The following is a 19723-nucleotide window of genomic DNA, read 5'->3' on the forward strand; positions in this document are numbered from 1 at the left end:
TTCAATCCAATACCGGTTCCGCATTGCCGCGGACTTTCCAGTCGCCCACAACATGGTGCCATGTGCCGTCGGCCGCACATTCGAGCACCACCGGGCGCGCGTGATACATACTCAGACGCGCGATATCGTCAAAGGCCAGCACACCCAAATGGTGTGCCGCGTGGCGGAATGCGGCCCCATGGCCGACGAATGCCTTGATGGTGTTGCGCATGGGCAAACTGTCCAAGCGTTCGGTCAGATGGGCGGCCACCCGTTGCCCAGATTGCATCAACGATTCGGCCCCTTGAAAGGGCAGACAAAAATGGCTGTCAGATTTCCAGTTTTCGGGCAGCGGATCAAACCTTGGATCCGCCGCGATAATCTCGTCGATTTCCTCAATGCGCAGGTTTGCCGCCGCACCGACGCTGCGTTCCGCCAGCGCATCATGACAGCTTACTGAAAAATCACCCTGCAGGGTCGCACCCATAATGTCGGCGGTAGCCCATGCGCGCAGCATCTGTGAACTGTCGATCTCTGGGTGAATATCAGCGCCAAGTGCGGTTGCCATGTCGGTCAGGCTTTTGGCAGCCGCGCGTGCTTGGCCTGCACCGCGTTCTGTTAAAGCAAACGGCTGATGTGCGCTGGGTGCACCCGTTCGTTGATGATAATCGCCGTGGCGAATAAGGGCGGCAAAACGTCGGGCCATGACTATGGGGTCTCCTTGGCAAGTGACGCCGCAAAGTCGAGAATGATCGTTTTTAGCGCATCTTCCTTTATCTGCTGCGCGGCCACATCGGGCGCAACCCAGCGGCGCTGCCGGTGGTTTTCTTCCCATATGTCGGGGTCGAGTTCGTCGGTTACTTCCATCGGATAGACGCTGACGTGACATGTCGCGCCCCATTTTTCGTAGGCATAGCTGCCGATTGCGGTCGCGTGCACATGCCCTTGCACGCCAGCTTCCTCTTGCGCTTCTTGGGCGGCAGAATCTTGCGCGCTTAGTCCCGGTTCATGTATTCCCTTGGGCACGACCCAATGGTTTTTACTGCTGGCTGTGATCACAAGAATTTCGATCCCCCGCCCAGTTCTGCGATACGGGATCACCGCAGACTGGGTATAATAATAGGCCGGGCGGTCGCGCCATTCCCGACCGTTTGGGGTTTGGTAAGGAAAGCCCACCGGCAAGCTATCGGGCCGAACGTAATCAACGATTTTCGCGCAATCACGATCCAATTGCCGCCAGTCGTCGGGCATGGAGAGATGAATGAGGGTACCAGTTTTGAGCAGTCGTCCATCATCTGTGCCGGGCAAGGACAATGAAGCGAGATGATGCACAAGTCCTTCTAACCCCGGATTATGCCCAACGATCATTACGCGGTTCGGGGCGCTTGGAAAAATGCCGAGCACATCAAGAAGGGCGGCCACAGAAGCATTATAAATCCGGTCATCCACCGCGATATCATGGGCGTGCGTACCACCGGCCTTAAGCATTTTTTGCGCCGTGACAAAGGCACGTTCCGCCGAAGAACACACCGTCACATCGGGTAGCAATGCATGGTCCTGCAGCCAAGCCCCCACGCGTTGCGCCTGCCGTTTGCCCGTGGTTTTAAGCGGGCGGTCACGGTCCGCGATGCCGATCGGGTTTTTTGCCTTGCCGTGGCGCAATATCAGCAATTCACGGGTCATGTTTGCGGGCCTTTGTCAAAAAACCTATTCAGACAGTTTCGGGCGATCTGATCAAAGTCGACGCGGCCTGTAACTTCATAAAAAGGTACGCCATGGAAAGTCGACAGGTAGGCTTCTTCATCCAAGACTGAACTCTTGGTATACATGGAACCATCGGCCAGTTGGTAAAACGGGCCGGATGATTTCATGACTGCGGCAAGAAGATCGCGTCGCTGACCCAGATTGACTTCGTTTATCTGGGTCGGGGCATCGGCGGTGTGCGACCAATTGAGAACAAGAAACCCACATAACGGCGCACGCGCGACAATGCGGTCCGGGCCATAGATCTGATCAATATCGACGTCGTACTTTTCTTCGATGTCCCAAAGTTCCGATGCGGGCAATGACGCGAGTTCATCGCGGCGCTCAGGCGTGACAATGCTACCCAGACACGGGTTGTTCAGGGCCGTTCCGGGATTTATGCGTGGTAATTTTGGAATGCCCGCAGCAAAGACACCTTTATCGGTGCGCCGGGCAAACAGACGGTCATTGCTCAGAAACGCCGTGCCGTCTTCGTTAAGCATATGCAACATCAACGTCGATTTGCCACCACCGGAAAATCCCGCCAGCCCAAGTGCCAAACCGTTGCGAACCAAACCGGCGGCATGACAAATAGCCCATCCGTTTTGTTGCAGCATGTTCATGTATTGCGCGTTGATAAAATTGATCACCTGATTGTCGTTCTCCAGACAAGGCCCGGCAGCGATCCTGTGATCAACGCTTTGCAGGAACATCATTCCGGTGCGCACCTTTTTGACGATACGACCATCGGAAAGGTCGATCAGCGCGTCTTTACGCCCCATCTTGCCGACCTCGCGCGGCCAATCAACATAGTCGAGCGCGAGGTCCGGGGGGGCGCATTCGAACGCTTGAATTTCCACGGTCGCGTCACCGTCTTCGATCACGATATGTTTAAAATAAGCCCGCAGTTTTTCGAGAAGGGCTGTGGAGTTTGATCGGACCCGGATCGTCATGTCCGGAAGCCCAAGCACGAGCCCGCCTGGCTGAAGGGTCAAGCCACCCGCCATCTGTGCTGCGATATCTTTGGACATCATTGGCGTACCCGGATTGATCATGACAAAGCATCCAGAATGTAGTCGGCGTAAAGGGCTGCCGCATCGATCCCGATGCCTTCTTTTGCGCCACGAAAACCACCGAAGGCGGAAACCTCGAAAACAATCGGGCCTTGATCCGTCAGCGCCACATCGACGGTTGTAAAGTCCATGTTAAACAGGGCCTGTGCGCGGCGGGCCATTTCGACCACGTCCGGATCGCATTCAAACGGCGCATAGTTTCCACCACTGTTGATTGTCGTATTCCAGGCATCGTTTTTTGCGACCCGTGCATAGGCGCCGTGATAGGTGCCACCAAGGAAGACCAGACCAAGATCCTGACCGGGCAGCGACAATTTCCGCTGGATGTACATCATCGGGTTTTCCGCCTTGAACGCGGTGACCGCATCCAATATTTCTGCGTCGGGTTGCGTGGAGTCTATGACCGTCATCCCGCGTGCCTTGGTCGAATACAGCGGCTTAAACACGGCCGCACCGAATGTTTTTACAACCTTAACGGCAACATCGACGTTTTCTGTCACTTGGGTTTCGGGCATCGGAATGCCGCCGTTACGCAAGGTAACCGTACAGGCCAGCCGATCTATCAAACGTAACATGCTGACCGCCGGGCTGAACACACGCACGCCGGCCGCTTCGGCAAGACGCAACACCTCAAGACGGTCAAGCGAGTTCGGGCTGTATACTTCCGTGATTTTTTTGACCACCAAACCATCAAGATTGGTCAGATCAACGCCTTTTGCCGTCAATGTCCCGGTCGTAAGATCGGCGGTCACATCGGCCATATCGACGACAAGACGAAAATCGGTTTTTTCTTCCAGCGCATCGGCGAGGGCCTCGGTCGACCATTTTCCAGGAATGCCGACAACGGCGATTTTCTTATAAGTCAATGAACAGGTCCTTGATCGGAGCGGTGAAATCTTGGGGTTTGTCTGGGTCGGATGCTGCCACACGCTCTAGCAGGAACCGGGCGCGGGCCATCATGCTGCGGGCCAATGTTTGATCGAGAATGAACCGTGTCGATGTGGCAAAAGAACGCGCCAGCCCAAGTGCGAGACGAAGCTGAAACGTATCATCGCCGGCCTTGAGCGCGAAACGACGGGCGAACTCATAGAAGTCGGCAATAACGTAATGAACTCTTCGGCGGCGTTCCGCATCAAGTGCCTGAAGCCGATAGCCCGATACCATGAAAACGGAAACATCCTGCAAAAAATCCATATCCGTCGAACGGTGCAGATCGATAAACCGTATGGAACTGGTTTGGGCATCGTAAATGATGTTGTCGAAGTTAAAATCTCCGTGGATATGCACCGTGTAAGGATTTTTAAGTTTGGCTTCACGCGCTGCGCACGCCTTGATCAGGGTGTCAAACGACAGAACGGAGTGACCCGCGATCGTACACCCATCGTCTTTGAACTCGGCATGAATGTCGCAAACCGCCTCCATCCGCTTTGTCAGTTGGGTCATATACTGAGCGGTCACCGGTTTTTTGGCGTGGGTTTTACGCCAAACCGCACGAAGCGTTTTTTTTAATTCCTTAAGGGCCTCGTCCAGCAGTGCCGGGTCTTCCTGCAACAAGATTTTTTCGAATGTCAGTCCCGGCAAATGTTCGATCAGCAGGGCAGCTTGATCCTGTTTTTTGTGAAAGGACAAAATCTTTGGCGCCAGACCGGGATATATCGCATTCCACCGATCAACCTTTTGACGTTCTTCCTTAAGCTTTCGGCGTTTGCCATCCTTGAACACGGCGATATAGCTGTCATCGTCCGCCCCCACATCGGCGACGCCGGAAATAGCACTCCCCGAGCGTGTCTGGGCAAGGGGTTCGATTGTGATGTCGCCGGCCTTTCTGTTACCGCGCAGGCGCTTGACCGTCGCCGAAAGGGACCGATAGCGATCTGCGGTTAATTGCTGACCCATGTTGGCCGATATGATCGCATCACCCATATCCTGAATAATCGTGCCCATCTCTTCGATGCGCTGCGCCATGAAGATCGATGCAATCACCACCGTCGGGTCTTTGCGTTTTGTCAGATCCGCATTACAGGCGCGAATAAGCTGTTTGTACTCTTCATCGATCTTGCTCTTGACCTTGATGGCCTTGACCGCTGTTGAGGTGTCAGCGTCGTCCGTTGCCTGTTCGATCAGTTGAAGGCCCTGTTCGACATATGCCAGAAGGGCTGCGTGGCGGCGGCGCTTTCGACGCTGAACATGTTCGAGCGTTTCGTATTGCGCGACGCAATCGCGACACAGCCGTGTCAGCCGCCCCAAATCAATCGCGATGGACTCTACGGCACGCAGCATCAACGCATCCGGGCTTGATTTTGGCGTCTGCATGATGGCCGAGATACAGCCGTCGCGAACACGCATCTTCAGATTGTCGACATAGCCGCTACGGTCGACGACCTTGCGCGCCAAGTCCAGCGATCCCTGCTCCAATGCATCGCGGAGTTCCGCAACTTGCGCGCTGGCCTCAATCCATAGAAAACGAAAGTTGTCGCGTACCGGCGCGGATAAGGCAGACGTCATGTGATCCGTCCAAGATAAAACGGGTGTTGTCGCACCGATGCACTTAGCACCCTGCGCAGCCCCTCAGGAGAAAGAGGTGCCGTTTCCAATTCATCCAGCGGCAGCCAGAAGACGTCCTTTTGGTTTTTATCAGGTGCCGGCCCATTGGTTGGCGCGTAATCGTCGGGCACCACGCATGTGAACAGAAACTCAACCGTATGTCGTTTTGTTTCCGGGTCCGTGCTGCGCGGCTTGAAGAAATCCGCGACATGTATCAGATCGCAAACCGTAACTGTGGTGCCGATTTCTTCGTGGCATTCACGGACCAAGGCGGCTTGCAGTGTTTCATATTCTTCCTGTGCGCCACCGGGCAACGCATACCGCGTGCCGTAAGACGGGCTTTGTTTGCACAGCAGAAGAATGGCGCCATCGCGAACGATCACCGCGCGTGCGCAGTTACGGATCGTCGGCGTCAGGTTTTCCTTCATTGCCGCATTTCTCCAGTCGATAGGGCAGCAATAACGAATATCACCCCCAAGCCGTGCGAAAAAGGGGAGAACCTGTTGTCACATAATTATAACAGCGCACGCCGGAGGCTGACCGGAGCATGATTCGCAGAGGTTTCAAGGCGGTAAAACCGCGACCTTAGTACACAGGGCCTCGTTGCCTGGTCCCTCAGACGGAGTGACACTATTGATCGTGAGATACCAAAATAAAAAGCCGGAGAGTTGTGAATTGACGCATAAATCTGGAAACACCGTTTGCAAAAAACAGCCTTTTTCGAAGTCTGTGACATATATAGATCGACTGATTTGACACAATTATCTGGAAAATAAATAGCTCCAACAATTATATCGAAAAATCAAACGGTTACTTCCAAGTTCCTTTATGCCGGGATAGGAAAACTTCCAGATTTATGTGTCATGTTTCAAGCGCTTGACTTGTTGCAGAGCAGTTAAACGTCCACAACGAAACATCTCAACTTTCAGTGCTCATTGTCAGCTTGTTTCGCCACAAATTCTTGTAGGCCAAAATTCCACTATCCTCGACCGGGTCTATTCGCGTCGAACCGCGTGATTGATGCATTTGCGTCTGACCTGTCAAAAGTGCTGCACCATAGCTGGTTCCGGAGCTGTCGGTTGAGGCAAAAACCTGCTGACCTGGGCGGAGGCTGGCGAGCAATTGACAGAAGGTCGTGTTGGTCGCGAATGGCCCCTCGACAATCACCGGCCCGTCACTGCCAATCATTTCAAGGTCGTAATCCACCATCAACGCGCAGTACATTGTCGCCAGAGCAGCCTTGTCGCGCGCGGTTCGCAGTTCGGCCTTGTTGATCACATGACCGACAAGATGGCCAAAAGGTCCGCCTGCTTCGGCAAATGACGGCACAGCCAGGCAGTCTGATGCCATCAAACGTTTGATGTCGCTGAAATCCGGATTATCTGTATGACCATCCGCGAGAAACGCATATTCCCGTCCGCCCATGAACCGTGCACTGGGTACGGCATTGCCGTTGAGATCGACATTGCACAAGGTATCGCGATGTTCATCAAGGTCCGGTCGCGCGTGCGCACCGACGGAAAAACAGATTGTCCAGGTACCCGATGATACAAGCGAAAACGGTTGTTCGACCTTGGCAATCAAGGGCACCAGCGACGCATTACTATCATGGATACCGCAATGGATTTTGCAGTCGGTTGGAAGGCCGGTCTTGGCAGCGATTTCCGGCAAGATTTCACCCAAAACATCACGCGCCTTGCGCATGGGCGCAAACTTTCCTGCCCAGCCACAGGTCTTGGCAAGGTCGCTCCAATCCGCTTGATGCGGGCGCCACAGGTCTGAATGACAACCAAGCGATGTGACCTCAGAGGCCTTCACCCCGGACAGCCGCCACGCCCAATATTGCGGATAGGGCAGAAAGTCGGTTGCGCGCGCCATTTCTTCGGGGAAGGTTTGCTCAAGCGCAAATATCTGTCGCCCGAAATTCAGCCCCGCTGGCAGACAGGGGCTTCGGCTGTCTGCGAAGTCATCACGCGCACCGTCATAGGCAAGATTGATTTTCGGGGCATAGGTGTTTTCGTAATCCACCACAGGCAGGGCAAGCTCATCTCCGGCAAGGACCGCAACGGTGGCACCATGGGTGGTCACAACGATCCGCCCGATCACGGTTTCACGCGCTGCATCTTGCAGGGCAGCGATGTAAAAATTCCACAGGCCGTCGACATCAAGATGGCGATAAGGCGGGCCATCAATTGAGTGATTGGCGCGACTGGCTTCAAACAGGATGGCACTGGTCCGAGCATCCCACACCACAAGTTTTGCGTTGGTTTTGCCGATATCTATGACGGCAATGGCGCGGGTATCGGTCATGGCAGATGGAACATTTCGTTCAAGCGAACAACGACCGGGCTGCCATCGTCGTGTGTCTCCATGATATCGCCCATGAACTCCCACCAGCGTTGCATGATTTCATGGTTGGGCAGTGCGTCCATCTTATGGTCCGCTGTCCGACGCAAGACGGCAAACAGGATGTTGGTTTCTTCATCAAGAAAGATGCTGTAATCCGATATTCCGGCATCTTTCAGAAGAGCCGAAAGAGCGGGCCAGATTTCATCGTGGCGCTTTTTATATTCGGTGGCCTGACCGGGATTGAGCATCATCTTGAAGGCGATTTTCTCCATGACACTATTCCCCGGAATTTGATCGCATTTTGCGCGCATTCAAAAAGCGTCGCCAGATGATCGGTGTGCCGATCACAAGGATCAGAAGGCAACCGGTAAAGATCGACATCACGATGCCCGGTACATTCATCAAACCCATGCCGAAGGTGACAAGCCCCATCAGGAAGACCGCAATAAACACCCCGACAATGCTGCCTGCACCGCCAAGGATATTCACCCCACCCAGAACAACCATGGTGATGACTTCAAGTTCCCAGCCCATTGCAATCGACGGGCGGGTTGAGCCGATGCGCGATGTCAAAAGCACTGCGGCAATACCAGCAAAAAGCCCGACAAGCGTAAACAGAAACAATCGATGGCGTTTGACATTTATGCCCGAAAACAGCGCCGCAGTCGGATTGTTGCCAATCGCATAGACGCGCCGGCCAAAGGTTGTTTTGTGCAGCAAAATCCCAAACACAACCGCAAGACAAAGGAACAACAGAAATTCAAATGACAGCACACCCCAGACATAGCCCTGCCCAAAAAAGGCAAAGTCAGACGGATAGCTGCGATAGACATCATCGCCAAGCACGATATAGGCAATACCGCGATAGAGGCTCATAGTGCCGATGGTCACCACGATTGCCGGAATATCGAACCTGGTAATGATCCAGCCATTGATAAAACCGGCTACGGTTCCAACCGCCATGCCGATCAGGGCAAGCTCAATCGGACCTGCCCCCATTGTATTGGCAAACCCCATGGCAACCGATGCCAGTGCGATGGTCGATGCCACCGAAAGATCAATGTCGCGCGCAATGATCAACAACGCCATCGGTAAGGCAATGATCGCCTTTTCGGTGAAGTTGAACGTCGCATCCGACAGGCTCCATGGATCAAGGAAATAGGGCGATATTTGCGTATTGGTGAAAAACGCAATCGCGACAAACACCATCAAAAGGGTTTCCCAACGCATCAGTTTATTGCGCCAGTCACCATTTAGGTTGTCGGGGAGATCCTTGATGTCCTTCGTCATGGGATGTTTCAATACTTCTTCGTTCATCATTGGTGGGCCTCCCGCAAGATTCGGCGCCCGCCACATTTCTCACTGCGCGAATTAATGATCACGGCCAGAACGATAACAAGACCGGAAATCGCCAACTGCCAAAACGGTGAAATGCCAATCACCGGCAGCGCATTCTTAATCAGGCCAAGGAAGATCGCCCCAAGGGCTGCGCCCCAGATCGTACCAATGCCCCCGGCGATGCTGATGCCGCCAATGACACAAGCCGCGACCACCTGAAGTTCAAAGGCAACAGCGACTTCGACATAGGCAACGGCATAGCGCGAGACCCAAAGATAGCCGCACATACCAGCAACCGCACCGGAAATACAGAATGTGATGAACTGGTATTTGCCAACATTAATCCCGCTATAGACAGCGGCCTTTGGATTGCCGCCGACGGCAAAGATCGACAAGCCGGTCTTGGTAAAACGGGTAAAGACAAACAGCGCCAAGGTGACGGCAATCGCAATCCATGACAGCACCGTCAGATCAAGAAATGTCGCGCGTGGCAGGGCCAGAAATTGTGGCGTCATTTCATGGGCATTGACCCATTCGCCGCCGCTGATCAAAAAGACAAATCCGCGATAAACACTCATGGTGCCCAAAGTCACGACGATCGATGGAATACCCACTAGCCAAACCAGAATCCCGTTAAAAGCACCCAGTACAATCCCGATACCAATCGATAGAATCAGGGTGACGAGTGCGGGAGTGTCGGGATAAGCGACGTTAAAGAGCGCGACGCACATGCCGGTAAGGGCAATATTGGAGGCAACCGACAAATCAATGCAGCGCGTCAGGATCACCAGCATCTGCGCACAGGCCAGCATGATCAGAATCGATGTGTCATCGAATGCTTCGGCCAGATTGCCTGGAGTCACAAAGAACGGCGCGATATAGCCGACACCCATCAACATCAAGACGATGATGGCCCCCAGCAGCCATTCGCGATGCGAGATCATTTTGCCGAGAAGAGACGTGTTTTTCATATTCAGGCTCCTGTCGCGGCGGTAACGATGGCCTCGGCGGTCATGTCATCACGTTCAAAGCGTGCAGCAATGCGGCCTTCGTGCATAACGATGACCCGATCCGCCATGCCCATCACTTCGGGCAATTCGGATGACACCATAATGACCGATAACCCCTGCGCGACCAGTTCGCCCATGAATTTGTGAACGGCCGCCTTGGAGCCGATATCGATCCCCTTTGTCGGTTCATCGACAATTATCACATTTGGATTGGTCGCGAGCCACTTGCCGATGACGACTTTTTGCTGATTGCCGCCCGACAGGTTTTCGACATTCTCGCTTAGGCTCGATGCTTTGAGTTGCAGACGTGTGGCATATTCACGGGCAACGTCATATTCCCGGGCCATGTCGATAAAACCGGACCGGGACAAGCCGCCAAGCTGGGGCAGGGTGATGTTCTGAAAAATCGGAAGGGTCAGAATGGCCCCTTGATGCTGGCGATCTTCAGGGACATAGACAAGTCCCTGATCAACCGCATCACCCGGGGTCCGTGGTTTGAAGGGTTTGCCATTAAGCTCCATGCTGCCCGAGGATGTCGGAGTCAGGCCAAACAAGGCCTGCATGACTTCGCTGCGTCCGGCCCCGACAAGACCATAAAAGCCAAGGATTTCGCCCTTGCGCAGGTCGAAATCAATATCGGCAAACTCGCTCGGGTGCGACAAGCCTTTGACGGACATGACAGTGTCGCCAATCGTGGTCTGCTCTTTCGGATAGATCTGACTGACGGTGCGGCCGACCATCATGGCGACCAGATCGTCCTGTGTGACATCGGCGATGCCACCCGATCCGACAAACTGGCCGTCGCGGAAAACGGTATAGCGATCACAAATTTCGAAAATCTCGTCGAACTTGTGGCTGATGAACAGGATGGCCTTGCCTTCGTCGCGCAGGCGGCGCACCAGACGATAAAGTTCCTGAATTTCATGATGGGACAGGGATGCGGTTGGCTCATCCATGATGACGATGCTGGAACTGACCGAAAGGGCCGCGGCAAAAGACACCAGATGCTTGTGCGCAACGCTCAGTTCGCGCAACGGGATGTTCGGGTCTACATTGACATCAAGATATTCCAGAAGCGTTTTGGCGCGTTTACGCATCAGCTTCCAGTCAAGAAGACCGAAAATGTTGCGGTTCTGATTGTTGATGAAGATGTTTTCGGTCACCGTCAGTTCATCAAACATGACAGCTTCCTGATGAATGGCCGAGATGCCGTGGCGTTTGGCATCGGTCGCGGCCTGCATTGTCACAGGCGCATCATCAATCAGAATTTCGCCACCATCGGGCGCATAAATGCCGGTCAGCACTTTGACCAATGTTGATTTTCCCGCGCCATTCTCGCCAATCAGGGCGGTGACCTGACCGGGATAAAGTTGCAGTTCAACACTGTCGAGCGCTTTTACACCGGGAAATGTCTTGGAAATATTGCGCAGTTCAAGAACAGGCCTGTTCATGCTTCTCAAGCCTTTAACTCAGAGACAGGAAATTCTGTTTCAGGTGCAGGGCAGAAACCCAGTGTGCCTGAAAAATGCGATAAAGGAAAAAAGGGCGGCGGAAACATCTTCAGGGAGAAAAGTATTTCCGCCAGTTCCGTGGTTCGTCCTAGAAAATGTCGGCGAACTTGTGCACGTTCGATGCGTCGTAAACGAACGGATCGGACATCGCACCATTGCCATCCTTGTCGAATGAGATGGCCCCCATGCGACCAGCTTTGATCGACATGTGTTCGTCATTCTGGGTCAATTGATAGGCAATCATCATTGCCGAATATCCCAGATCAATCGGGTTCCAGATGGCAAAGCTTTTGACCGAACCGGCATCAACATGACCGGCAAGTTCGGACGGAAGACCAAGACCGGTGACAAAGACATCACCGACTTTACCCTGATCTTCAACTGCCTGTGCGGCGGCAACAATGCCAACAGAGGTTGGTGCAACAATGACTTTGAGATCCGGGTATTTCTTCAGCAACGCGACGGTTTCGCGATAGGATTTATCGGCAAGGTCATCGCCATAGACGGTGTCAACGAGTTTAAGCTGGCTGTAATCCGGCAGCACTTTCTTCATCTCGTCGATCCAGATGTTTTGGTTGGTCGAGGTTGGCGTCGCAGACAGGATTGCCATTTCGCCACCAGCGTCCCCGGCAACATCAGCAGCAAGTTTAATGCACATCGCACCAATCAACGGGTTGCTTGACGGGTTCAGGTGAACAATGCGTGCATCATCGGCAACGCCACTGTCCCATGAAATTACCTTGATGCCGCGATCCATTGCACGTTTAAGGATCGGTGCCAGTGCGTCCGGGTCGTTTGCCGAAACGGCAATCGCATCGACGCGCTGGGCCATCAGTGAGTTGATGCTTTCGATCTGGCCTTCGGCAGTCGTGGATGTCGGGCCGGTATAGATGACCTCGGCATTGCCGATTTCTTTGGCGGCTTCCATTGCGCCATCACGGGCCGCTTCAAAGAAACCATTGCCAAGTGATTTGACAACAAGACCAACCCGAACCGGGTCGGCGGCCTGTACCGATACAGATGCCATTCCCATGGCAAAAATGGCCGCAGCCATCAGAGACTTTTTGAACTTCATAACGTTTCCTCCATGATTGATTTTGGTTTTATTTTTGGCAGGTGCGGGGGCTCTTTGTGTCCCCTCTGTTATGCGCTTGCCGTGTTGTGGTCCTCTTCCTGCCTTGGTTCGACGACGACAAGATTGATGCCCGCGCGTTCGATCATGGCGCGGTCCTCGTCACGAATGCCGTCATCGGTGATCAAGGTATCGATGTTATCCAGGCGGCACAGGAACATGTTGCTGCGCTGGGTAAATTTCGAACTGTCGATCATGACCACCAGTTTTTCGGCCTGCGCAATCAGGCGCTGCTCGGACTGGATGATCATGGGGTCGCTTTCCATCAGCCCCATCGCATTGATGCCCTGTGCGCCGACAAATGCCTTAGAGGCATAAAAATTGTGGATCACATCGCTTTCAAATGGGCTGAGGATAATGTTCTGTTCGCGGTAAATCGTCCCGCCCGGCACGACCACGCTGTTTTCGCTGTGCTTCATTAAAAAGTCGGCCAGCGGAAACGAGTTGGTCAGAACCTGCATCTTTGTGGATTTCAGCATCGGCGCCATCTGATAGGTGGTTGACCCACCGTGAATGATGATGGAGTCACCTTCTTCGCACAGCTCAACCGCCTTTGCGGCAATGGCCGATTTTTGCGCAACATTCAGTGTCTTGGTGACAAAGAACGGACGCCCAAGCAGATGTTGGCTTTTGACAGGATTGATCGCCTCGGCCCCGCCTCGGATGCGGCGCAGTTTGCCGTCATCATCAAGGGCGCCAATGTCGCGGCGAATGGTCGCTTCGGAAACGTCCAGCATATCGACAAGCTGGGCGACCGTGACAACCGGGCGTTCCCCGACTGCGCGCAAAATCAATCTATGTCGTTCACGTTCGTGCATGTGTGCTCTCCGGTTGCCTGATATTCGCTCAATTTCGATCATTGTCAAACATAAAATGTCATAATTGATCATATTGCGATGCAATATTGAAAGAAAATGATCGTTTATGATTGACTGTGATTGAAAACCGGTTTACTTGCTTGGAAAAAATGGGAGGCGGCAATCGCATTTCTAGCAGACCGCCATGTGTAACGTCCAAGTGATAGGTTATAGGATCATGTCATCTGTTCCTTCTGATACTCTTCTTCCGAACAAATGGGACGCGAAACACGCGGCGGGTCTAAGCGAGCCGGAAAAACTGCTTTATCGTTCCAACCTGCTGGGTTCGGATCTGCGTATCACGAATTTTGGTGGCGGGAACACGTCAGCCAAGGTCTGGCAAAAAGACCCACTGGGTGGCGAAGAAGTAGAAGTTCTTTGGGTCAAGGGATCAGGTGGTGACGTCGGCAGCATGAAGCTCGACGGGTTTTCGACCCTTTATATGGATAAGCTGCGCGCACTCAAAGGCCTCTATCGCGGTGAAGAGTTCGAAGACGAAATGGTGGCTTATCTGCCCCATTGTACGTTTAATCTTAATCCGCGTGCGGCCAGCATTGATACCCCGCTTCATGCCTATATCAACAAACCGCATGTTGATCATATGCACCCTGATGCCGTGATTGCCATTGCCGCCTCCAAGGATAGTCGCGCGTTGACACAGGAAATCTTTGGCGATGACATTGGCTGGTTGCCATGGAAACGACCGGGCTATGAGCTTGGTCTTATGTTAGAGCAATATTTCAACGACAACCCCAATAGCAAAGGGGTCGTTCTTGAAAGCCACGGTCTGTTTACCTGGGGCGACAGTTCCAAAGAAAGTTACAACACCACAGTCGAGATCATTAACAAGGCAATTGCCTGGTTTGATGCGAAAACACGTGGTGCGGAAATCTTTGGCGGGGTCCGCCATCAAAGCCTTGATGCGCAAACGCGCCGTTCGATTGCATCAACCCTGATGCCGCGTATTCGCAGTTTCATTGATGCGGGCGAACGTAAAATCGGGCATTTCAACGACAGCGACGCGGTACTGGAATTTGTTAACTCCAATAAACTCGAAGCACTCGCAAGTCTTGGGACATCCTGCCCGGATCATTTCCTGCGCACGAAAATCCGCCCGATCATCATTGATCTTGATCCTGCAAAGCCAGATCTTGATGCAGTGATCGAAGGATTGGGGGATGCGTTTAGCGCCTATCGCGAAGATTACAAATCCTATTACGACCGTTGCAAGCACGATAACAGCCCGGGCATGCGTGACCCGAACCCGGTGATTTACCTGATCCCCGGTGTTGGCATGCTGTCCTTTGCCAAGGATAAGGCCACCGCACGGATCGCCGGTGAATTTTACGTCAATGCGATCAATGTGATGCGCGGTTCCGATACCGTCAGCACCTATATGGGGCTTGATGAACAGGAAGCGTTTGATATCGAATACTGGCTGCTTGAAGAAGCCAAATTGCAACGCATGCCCAAACCCAAAAGCCTTGCCGGTCGTGTGGCGGTTGTCACCGGTGGGGCCGGTGGTATTGGCAAGGCGACTTGTGGTCGTTTGTTGCAGGAAGGGGCCTGTGTCGTTGCCTGTGACATTGATGCAGACGGCCTTAAAGCAGCTGTTAGCGATCTGCAATCGGTGTTTGGCAAGGATCAGGTGCGCGGCCTTCCGGTCAATGTCACCAGTGAAGAATCCGTCATCAAACTGATGCATGACAGCTGCGCCGAATTTGGCGGGATTGATATTCTGGTGTCCAATGCCGGTATTTCATCGGCCGCCCCGATTGATGAAACCAGTCTTGAAGTCTGGCAGCGCAATATGGACATTCTGTCGACCGGATATTTCCTTGTGGCGCGCGAAGCATTCAAGATCATGAAATTGCAAAAACGTCCGGCCAGCATGGTGTTTGTCGCATCAAAGAACGGCCTTGTGGCATCGCCCGGTGCATCGGCCTATTGTACGGCAAAGGCATCGGAAATCCAGTTGGCGCGCTGTATTGCCCTGGAAGGTGCACCGTTTGGCATTCGCGTGAATGTGGTTAATCCGGATGCGGTCCTGCGCGGGTCGAAAATCTGGACCGGTGAATGGCGTGAACAGCGGGCAAGAGCCTATGACATGGCGCCCGATCAGCTTGAAGAACATTACCGTCAGCGCAGCATGCTGAAGCTGAATGTTCTGCCCGAAGACATTGCCGAGGCGATCTATTTCCTTGCATCGGACAATGCGGCAAAATCGACAGGCAATGTGGTTAATGTTGATGCTGGTCATGCACCGTCATTCACGCGTTAAACAAATACAGGGCTGAACAATAGAACAGTCCGGGAGGAAGCAAAATGTCCGTAAAGGCACCAATTTCGGCCGACCTGATTGCCGAGCAAAATGATGCCGAAATTTCTGCACTCGAAAGCGATTATACCGCGCTTGGTGCGCAGCTTTCGCGCCGCGGAATCGATATTGACGTCTTGACCAAGGCCGCGATGAATTTTGCGGTGGCCATTCCATCTTGGGGCGTCGGCACCGGGGGCACGCGGTTTGCGCGTTTCCCGGGGATTGGTGAACCACGCAATATTTATGAAAAGCTGGCCGACTGTGCGGTTATTCAGCAACTGGGTCGGGCAACGCCGACCGTGTCACTCCATATCCCGTGGGACAAGGTCGACGAACTTTCAGAACTGCGTGAAGCGGCATCGGGATACGGGCTTGGTTTTGATGCGATGAATTCCAATACGTTTCAGGATCAGGACGCTCAGAGCCAATCCTATAAGTTCGGCAGTCTTAGCCATAGTGATGCCGCCGTGCGCGAACAAGCAGTTGCCCATAATCTTGAATGCATTGAAATCGGCCAGAAGCTTGGGTCAAAGGCGCTTACGGTCTGGATCGGAGATGGCACGAACTTCCCCGGTCAGCAAAGCTTCACCCGTAGTTTTGAACGATACCTTAGTGCAATGAAATCGGTATATGCCGGGGTGCCCGATGACTGGAAACTGTTCATTGAACACAAAATCTTTGAGCCGGCCTTCTATTCAACCGTGATTCAGGATTGGGGCAGCAACTATCTGGCGGCGACCGAACTGGGTCCCAAAGCATCCTGCCTTGTTGATCTCGGCCATCATGCACCAAATGTGAATATTGAAATGATTGTCGCGCGCCTGTTCCAGTTTGGAAAGCTGGGCGGGTTCCATTTCAATGACAGCAAGTATGGCGATGATGATCTTGATAGCGGATCAATCAATCCCTATCAGCTTTTCCTCGTCTTTAACGAACTGGTCGATGCTGAACGCCATGCCCCGGAAAAGTTTGATCCGGCTTATATGCTTGATCAATCGCACAATGTGACCGATCCGATTGAAAGTCTGATTTCCAGCGCGATAGAAGTTCAGCGTGCTTATGTACAGGCATTGCTGGTCGACCATTCTGCATTGGCAGGGTATCAGGACGAGAATGATGTAATGATGGCCAATCGAACATTGAAGTCAGCCTACAACACCGACGTCTCGCCGATCCTTGCCATGGCGCGCCAGAAAGCCGGTGGCGCAATTGATCCGATTGTTGCCTTTCGCAAGGCAGGCTATCGCGATGCTGTCGGCAAACAACGCCCGGCAAGCAAAGGAAGCGGAGGCGGGATCGTCTAATGCTACTAAGCTCTCTATCCCAAGCAATTGGGTTAGCTACCAAAAAGGCCGAAGACAGAAGTCTTCGGCCTTTTTGGATTTTGTTCTTCGTGTGACGTCACACGTCGAGGTTTGCGACCTTAAGCGCATTCGACTGAATAAAGTCGCGGCGCGGTTCAACCACGTCACCCATCAGGGTCGAGAAGACTTCTTCGGCCTCATCGGCGTGATTGACTTTGACCTGCAGCAGGGAACGCACATTCGGGTCGAGCGTGGTTTCCCAAAGCTGATCGGGGTTCATTTCCCCCAGACCTTTATAGCGCTGTACAGAAATGCCACGACGGCCAAATTCCATCACCGCGTTGACCAGATCGACCGGACCGTTGATTTTCCAGCTTTTGTCCTTGGCAACGAATTCGGCACCCTTTTCAAAGAGTTCACGCAATTCGCCCAGAATACCGGCAAGGGCGCGGGCTTCGACGGAACGTAGAATATTGCCATCAATCACGTGGCGCTGCTCAACACCGCGCAACATACGCCACAGAACAATTTCGTCCTGCGGGGCTTCGCCGTGCCAGCCACGGTCGTAATCTTCTTCGAGGCTATCAAGATGCTTGGCCAGCGTTTCTGCGGCTTCGCGGCGCTTGGCATCGTCATCAAGCAAGGCCGGGTTGAGTGCGCCTGCAAGTGTTGCCTGCTCCAGAACCGAAATCGGCAGTTTGAGCGACAGCGGTTCAAGCAGCGACTTGGCTTTGCGCGCCAGTTCGACCACCCGCACCAGATCAGGACCGGCAACCTGTACACCACCGGTCAGGGTCAGAACTGCTTCTTCAGTACCCTGTGCGGTCAGGTACTGTTCCATTTCCCGGTCGCCCTTAAGGTACTGGACCGAGTTACCGCGCTTGGCGCGATAGAGCGGTGGCTGGGCGATATAGAGATAGCCACGTTCGATCAGTTCAGGCATTTGACGATAGAAGAAGGTCAACAGCAGGGTTCTGATGTGCGCGCCATCGACGTCAGCATCGGTCATGATGATGATTTTGTGGTAGCGGGCTTTTTCAATATTGAAATCGTCGCGCCCGATCCCGGTGCCCATCGCGGTAATCAGGGTACCGATTTCCTGACTTGAAAGCATTTTGTCGAAACGCGCACGTTCAACGTTTAGGATTTTACCACGCAGCGGCAAAATCGCCTGGAAACCACGTTCACGGCCCTGTTTGGCCGAACCACCTGCGGAATCACCCTCCACGATGAACAGTTCGGCTTTGGACGCATCGCGTTCCTGACAATCGGCAAGTTTGCCCGGCAGTGACGAAATATCAAGCGCACCCTTACGCCGCGTCAGCTCACGTGCCTTACGGGCGGCTTCACGTGCGGATGCGGCCTCGACCACCTTGCCGACGATCTTGCGCGCATCTTGCGGATGTTCTTCAAGCCACTGTGCCAGCTTGTCATTGACGATGTTTTCAACAACCGGGCGGACTTCAGAAGACACCAGTTTGTCTTTGGTCTGGGAAGAGAATTTCGGATCAGGAACCTTGACCGAAATCACGCAGGACAGGCCTTCACGCGCATCATCGCCCGACAGATTGACCTTTTCCTTTTTCGCAATACCACTTTCCTGCGCATAAGAATTGATCTGACGGGTCAATGCAGCACGGAAACCGGCCATATGCGCCCCACCGTCACGCTGCGGGATGTTGTTGGTAAAGCACAGCGTCGTTTCGTGATAGCTGTCGTTCCACTGCAACGCCACTTCGACGGTGATGCCGTCTTTTTCGCCGACAATGACGATGGCTTCTTCGATCTGACGGGCTTTGTTGCGATCAAGATATTCGACAAAGGCCCGAATACCACCTTCGTAATGCAGCTTTTGTTCGACCGGCTCGCCGCTTCGTTCATCACGAAGCGTCAAGATCACGCCAGAGTTCAGGAACGCCAATTCGCGCAAACGGTGCTCAAGGGTCGGCAGATCAAAATCCGTCATGGTGAAAATTTCACCATCTGGATAGAAAGTTACCTCGGTCCCGGAAAGTGGTTTGCCGTCTTCGGTCAGCGGCGCGTCGCCGACAACTTCCAAAGGCTTGATCGCATCTCCACCGGAAAATTCCATGTAGTGTTCTTTGCCATTGCGCCAGACGCGCAATTTCAAAAGGGTCGAGAGCGCGTTGACAACGGAAACGCCCACCCCGTGCAAACCACCGGAAACCTTATAGGAGTTTTGGTCAAACTTACCGCCGGCGTGAAGCTGGGTCATGATGACCTCGGCCGCGGACACGCCTTCTTCTTTATGCATGTCGGTCGGGATACCACGACCGTTATCGCGGATGGTCGCCGAGCCGTCACCATTGAGCTGTACCCAGACGGTGTCACAATACCCGCCCAAGGCTTCGTCAATCGCGTTATCGACGACTTCATAGATCATGTGATGCAAACCGGTTCCGTCATCGGTGTCACCGATATACATGCCCGGGCGTTTACGCACCGCTTCAAGGCCTTTGAGAACCTTGATCGATTCTGCACCGTACTCCTGCACGACTTCGGCAGTATTCGGGGCTTCTGTTTCGTTGGTCATAGCGTCAAC

The 19723-nt window shown here is 53.5% G+C and carries 16 protein-coding genes; 2 read left to right on the forward strand and 14 right to left on the reverse strand.

Going from position 1 to position 19723, the window contains the following annotated elements; translation table 11 throughout:
• Position 1: 1 nt before the first annotated feature.
• The 13 genes from K355_RS0120125 to K355_RS0120190 all read right to left on the reverse strand — a co-directional run bounded on the left by K355_RS0120125 (position 2) and on the right by K355_RS0120190 (position 13497).
• Positions 2 to 685 carry a histidine phosphatase family protein gene (locus tag K355_RS0120125; protein WP_022733968.1) on the reverse strand — a complete coding sequence of 228 codons (684 nt, stop codon included), beginning with the start codon at positions 683 to 685 and terminating at the stop codon, positions 2 to 4.
• A 2-nt stretch (positions 686 to 687) separates the two neighbouring features.
• Positions 688 to 1662, reverse strand: coding sequence for a histidine phosphatase family protein (locus K355_RS25210; protein WP_051146043.1), 975 nt, complete (start codon positions 1660 to 1662; stop codon positions 688 to 690).
• The gene (locus K355_RS0120140; RefSeq protein ID WP_022733969.1) at positions 1659 to 2777 is read right to left on the reverse strand and encodes an HprK-related kinase B; all 1119 of its coding nucleotides are present in this window, start codon (positions 2775 to 2777) and stop codon (positions 1659 to 1661) included. The genes K355_RS25210 and K355_RS0120140 overlap by 4 nt, the downstream gene beginning before the upstream one ends.
• Positions 2774 to 3661 (reverse strand): GAK system ATP-grasp enzyme, encoded by an 888-nt coding sequence (locus K355_RS0120145; RefSeq protein WP_022733970.1) that lies wholly within the window; start codon positions 3659 to 3661, stop codon positions 2774 to 2776. The genes K355_RS0120140 and K355_RS0120145 overlap by 4 nt, the downstream gene beginning before the upstream one ends.
• Positions 3651 to 5300, reverse strand: coding sequence for a PhoU domain-containing protein (locus K355_RS0120150; protein ID WP_022733971.1), 1650 nt, complete (start codon positions 5298 to 5300; stop codon positions 3651 to 3653). The genes K355_RS0120145 and K355_RS0120150 overlap by 11 nt, the downstream gene beginning before the upstream one ends.
• Complete coding sequence (locus tag K355_RS0120155) at positions 5297 to 5767, reverse strand: NUDIX domain-containing protein (protein ID WP_022733972.1); 471 nt, start codon at positions 5765 to 5767, stop codon at positions 5297 to 5299. The genes K355_RS0120150 and K355_RS0120155 overlap by 4 nt, the downstream gene beginning before the upstream one ends.
• Positions 5768 to 6257: 490 nt before the next feature.
• Complete coding sequence (locus tag K355_RS0120160) at positions 6258 to 7649, reverse strand: FGGY-family carbohydrate kinase (protein ID WP_022733973.1); 1392 nt, start codon at positions 7647 to 7649, stop codon at positions 6258 to 6260.
• Positions 7646 to 7960, reverse strand: a complete 315-nt coding sequence (gene rhaM, locus K355_RS0120165; RefSeq protein WP_022733974.1) for an L-rhamnose mutarotase — start codon at positions 7958 to 7960, stop codon at positions 7646 to 7648. The genes K355_RS0120160 and rhaM overlap by 4 nt, the downstream gene beginning before the upstream one ends.
• Positions 7961 to 7964: 4 nt before the next feature.
• On the reverse strand, positions 7965 to 9008 hold the full coding sequence (locus K355_RS0120170) for an ABC transporter permease (RefSeq protein ID WP_022733975.1): 1044 nt from the start codon (positions 9006 to 9008) through the stop codon (positions 7965 to 7967).
• Complete coding sequence (locus K355_RS0120175) at positions 9005 to 9997, reverse strand: ABC transporter permease (RefSeq protein ID WP_022733976.1); 993 nt, start codon at positions 9995 to 9997, stop codon at positions 9005 to 9007. The genes K355_RS0120170 and K355_RS0120175 overlap by 4 nt, the downstream gene beginning before the upstream one ends.
• 2 nt (positions 9998 to 9999) lie before the next feature.
• Positions 10000 to 11487 carry a sugar ABC transporter ATP-binding protein gene (locus tag K355_RS0120180; protein WP_022733977.1) on the reverse strand — a complete coding sequence of 496 codons (1488 nt, stop codon included), beginning with the start codon at positions 11485 to 11487 and terminating at the stop codon, positions 10000 to 10002.
• A 148-nt stretch (positions 11488 to 11635) separates the two neighbouring features.
• Positions 11636 to 12622: a rhamnose ABC transporter substrate-binding protein gene (rhaS, locus tag K355_RS0120185; protein WP_022733978.1), complete on the reverse strand. Its 987-nt coding sequence runs from the start codon at positions 12620 to 12622 to the stop codon at positions 11636 to 11638.
• 68 nt (positions 12623 to 12690) lie between these two features.
• Positions 12691 to 13497, reverse strand: a complete 807-nt coding sequence (locus K355_RS0120190) for a DeoR/GlpR family DNA-binding transcription regulator (RefSeq protein WP_022733979.1) — start codon at positions 13495 to 13497, stop codon at positions 12691 to 12693.
• Positions 13498 to 13714: 217 nt separating this feature from the next.
• On the opposite strand from K355_RS0120190, the gene K355_RS0120195 reads away from it, so the two are divergent.
• Positions 13715 to 15817 (forward strand): bifunctional rhamnulose-1-phosphate aldolase/short-chain dehydrogenase, encoded by a 2103-nt coding sequence (locus tag K355_RS0120195; RefSeq protein ID WP_022733980.1) that lies wholly within the window; start codon positions 13715 to 13717, stop codon positions 15815 to 15817.
• Between the two features lie 44 nt (positions 15818 to 15861).
• Positions 15862 to 17160 (forward strand): L-rhamnose catabolism isomerase, encoded by a 1299-nt coding sequence (gene rhaI / locus K355_RS0120200; RefSeq protein ID WP_022733981.1) that lies wholly within the window; start codon positions 15862 to 15864, stop codon positions 17158 to 17160.
• Positions 17161 to 17257: 97 nt separating this feature from the next.
• Here the strand turns inward: rhaI and gyrB are convergent, their stop codons facing one another.
• Entirely contained in the window at positions 17258 to 19714 is a 2457-nt protein-coding gene (gene gyrB, locus K355_RS0120205; RefSeq protein ID WP_028791804.1) for a DNA topoisomerase (ATP-hydrolyzing) subunit B, read from the reverse strand.
• Between the last annotated feature and the right edge of the window lie 9 nt (positions 19715 to 19723).

This window comes from Thalassospira lucentensis MCCC 1A00383 = DSM 14000, from assembly GCF_000421265.1.
GTDB classification, from domain to species: Bacteria; Pseudomonadota; Alphaproteobacteria; order Rhodospirillales; family Thalassospiraceae; genus Thalassospira; species Thalassospira lucentensis.

Bases quoted from the DNA above. Each gene is read 5' to 3' on its own strand.
- rhaM (WP_022733974.1), bottom strand. From the start codon at position 7,960: ATGGAGAAAATCGCCTTCAAGATGATGCTCAATCCCGGTCAGGCCACC.
- K355_RS0120190 (WP_022733979.1), bottom strand. From the start codon at position 13,497: ATGCACGAACGTGAACGACATAGATTGATTTTGCGCGCAGTCGGGGAA.
- gyrB (WP_028791804.1), bottom strand. From the start codon at position 19,714: ATGACCAACGAAACAGAAGCCCCGAATACTGCCGAAGTCGTGCAGGAG.
- K355_RS0120140 (WP_022733969.1), bottom strand. From the start codon at position 2,777: ATGATCAATCCGGGTACGCCAATGATGTCCAAAGATATCGCAGCACAG.
- K355_RS0120160 (WP_022733973.1), bottom strand. From the start codon at position 7,649: ATGACCGATACCCGCGCCATTGCCGTCATAGATATCGGCAAAACCAAC.
- K355_RS0120155 (WP_022733972.1), bottom strand. From the start codon at position 5,767: ATGAAGGAAAACCTGACGCCGACGATCCGTAACTGCGCACGCGCGGTG.
- rhaI (WP_022733981.1), top strand. From the start codon at position 15,862: ATGTCCGTAAAGGCACCAATTTCGGCCGACCTGATTGCCGAGCAAAAT.
- K355_RS0120180 (WP_022733977.1), bottom strand. From the start codon at position 11,487: ATGAACAGGCCTGTTCTTGAACTGCGCAATATTTCCAAGACATTTCCC.
- K355_RS0120125 (WP_022733968.1), bottom strand. From the start codon at position 685: ATGGCCCGACGTTTTGCCGCCCTTATTCGCCACGGCGATTATCATCAA.
- K355_RS0120175 (WP_022733976.1), bottom strand. From the start codon at position 9,997: ATGAAAAACACGTCTCTTCTCGGCAAAATGATCTCGCATCGCGAATGG.
- K355_RS0120150 (WP_022733971.1), bottom strand. From the start codon at position 5,300: ATGACGTCTGCCTTATCCGCGCCGGTACGCGACAACTTTCGTTTTCTA.
- K355_RS25210 (WP_051146043.1), bottom strand. From the start codon at position 1,662: ATGACCCGTGAATTGCTGATATTGCGCCACGGCAAGGCAAAAAACCCG.
- rhaS (WP_022733978.1), bottom strand. From the start codon at position 12,622: ATGAAGTTCAAAAAGTCTCTGATGGCTGCGGCCATTTTTGCCATGGGA.
- K355_RS0120170 (WP_022733975.1), bottom strand. From the start codon at position 9,008: ATGATGAACGAAGAAGTATTGAAACATCCCATGACGAAGGACATCAAG.
- K355_RS0120195 (WP_022733980.1), top strand. From the start codon at position 13,715: ATGTCATCTGTTCCTTCTGATACTCTTCTTCCGAACAAATGGGACGCG.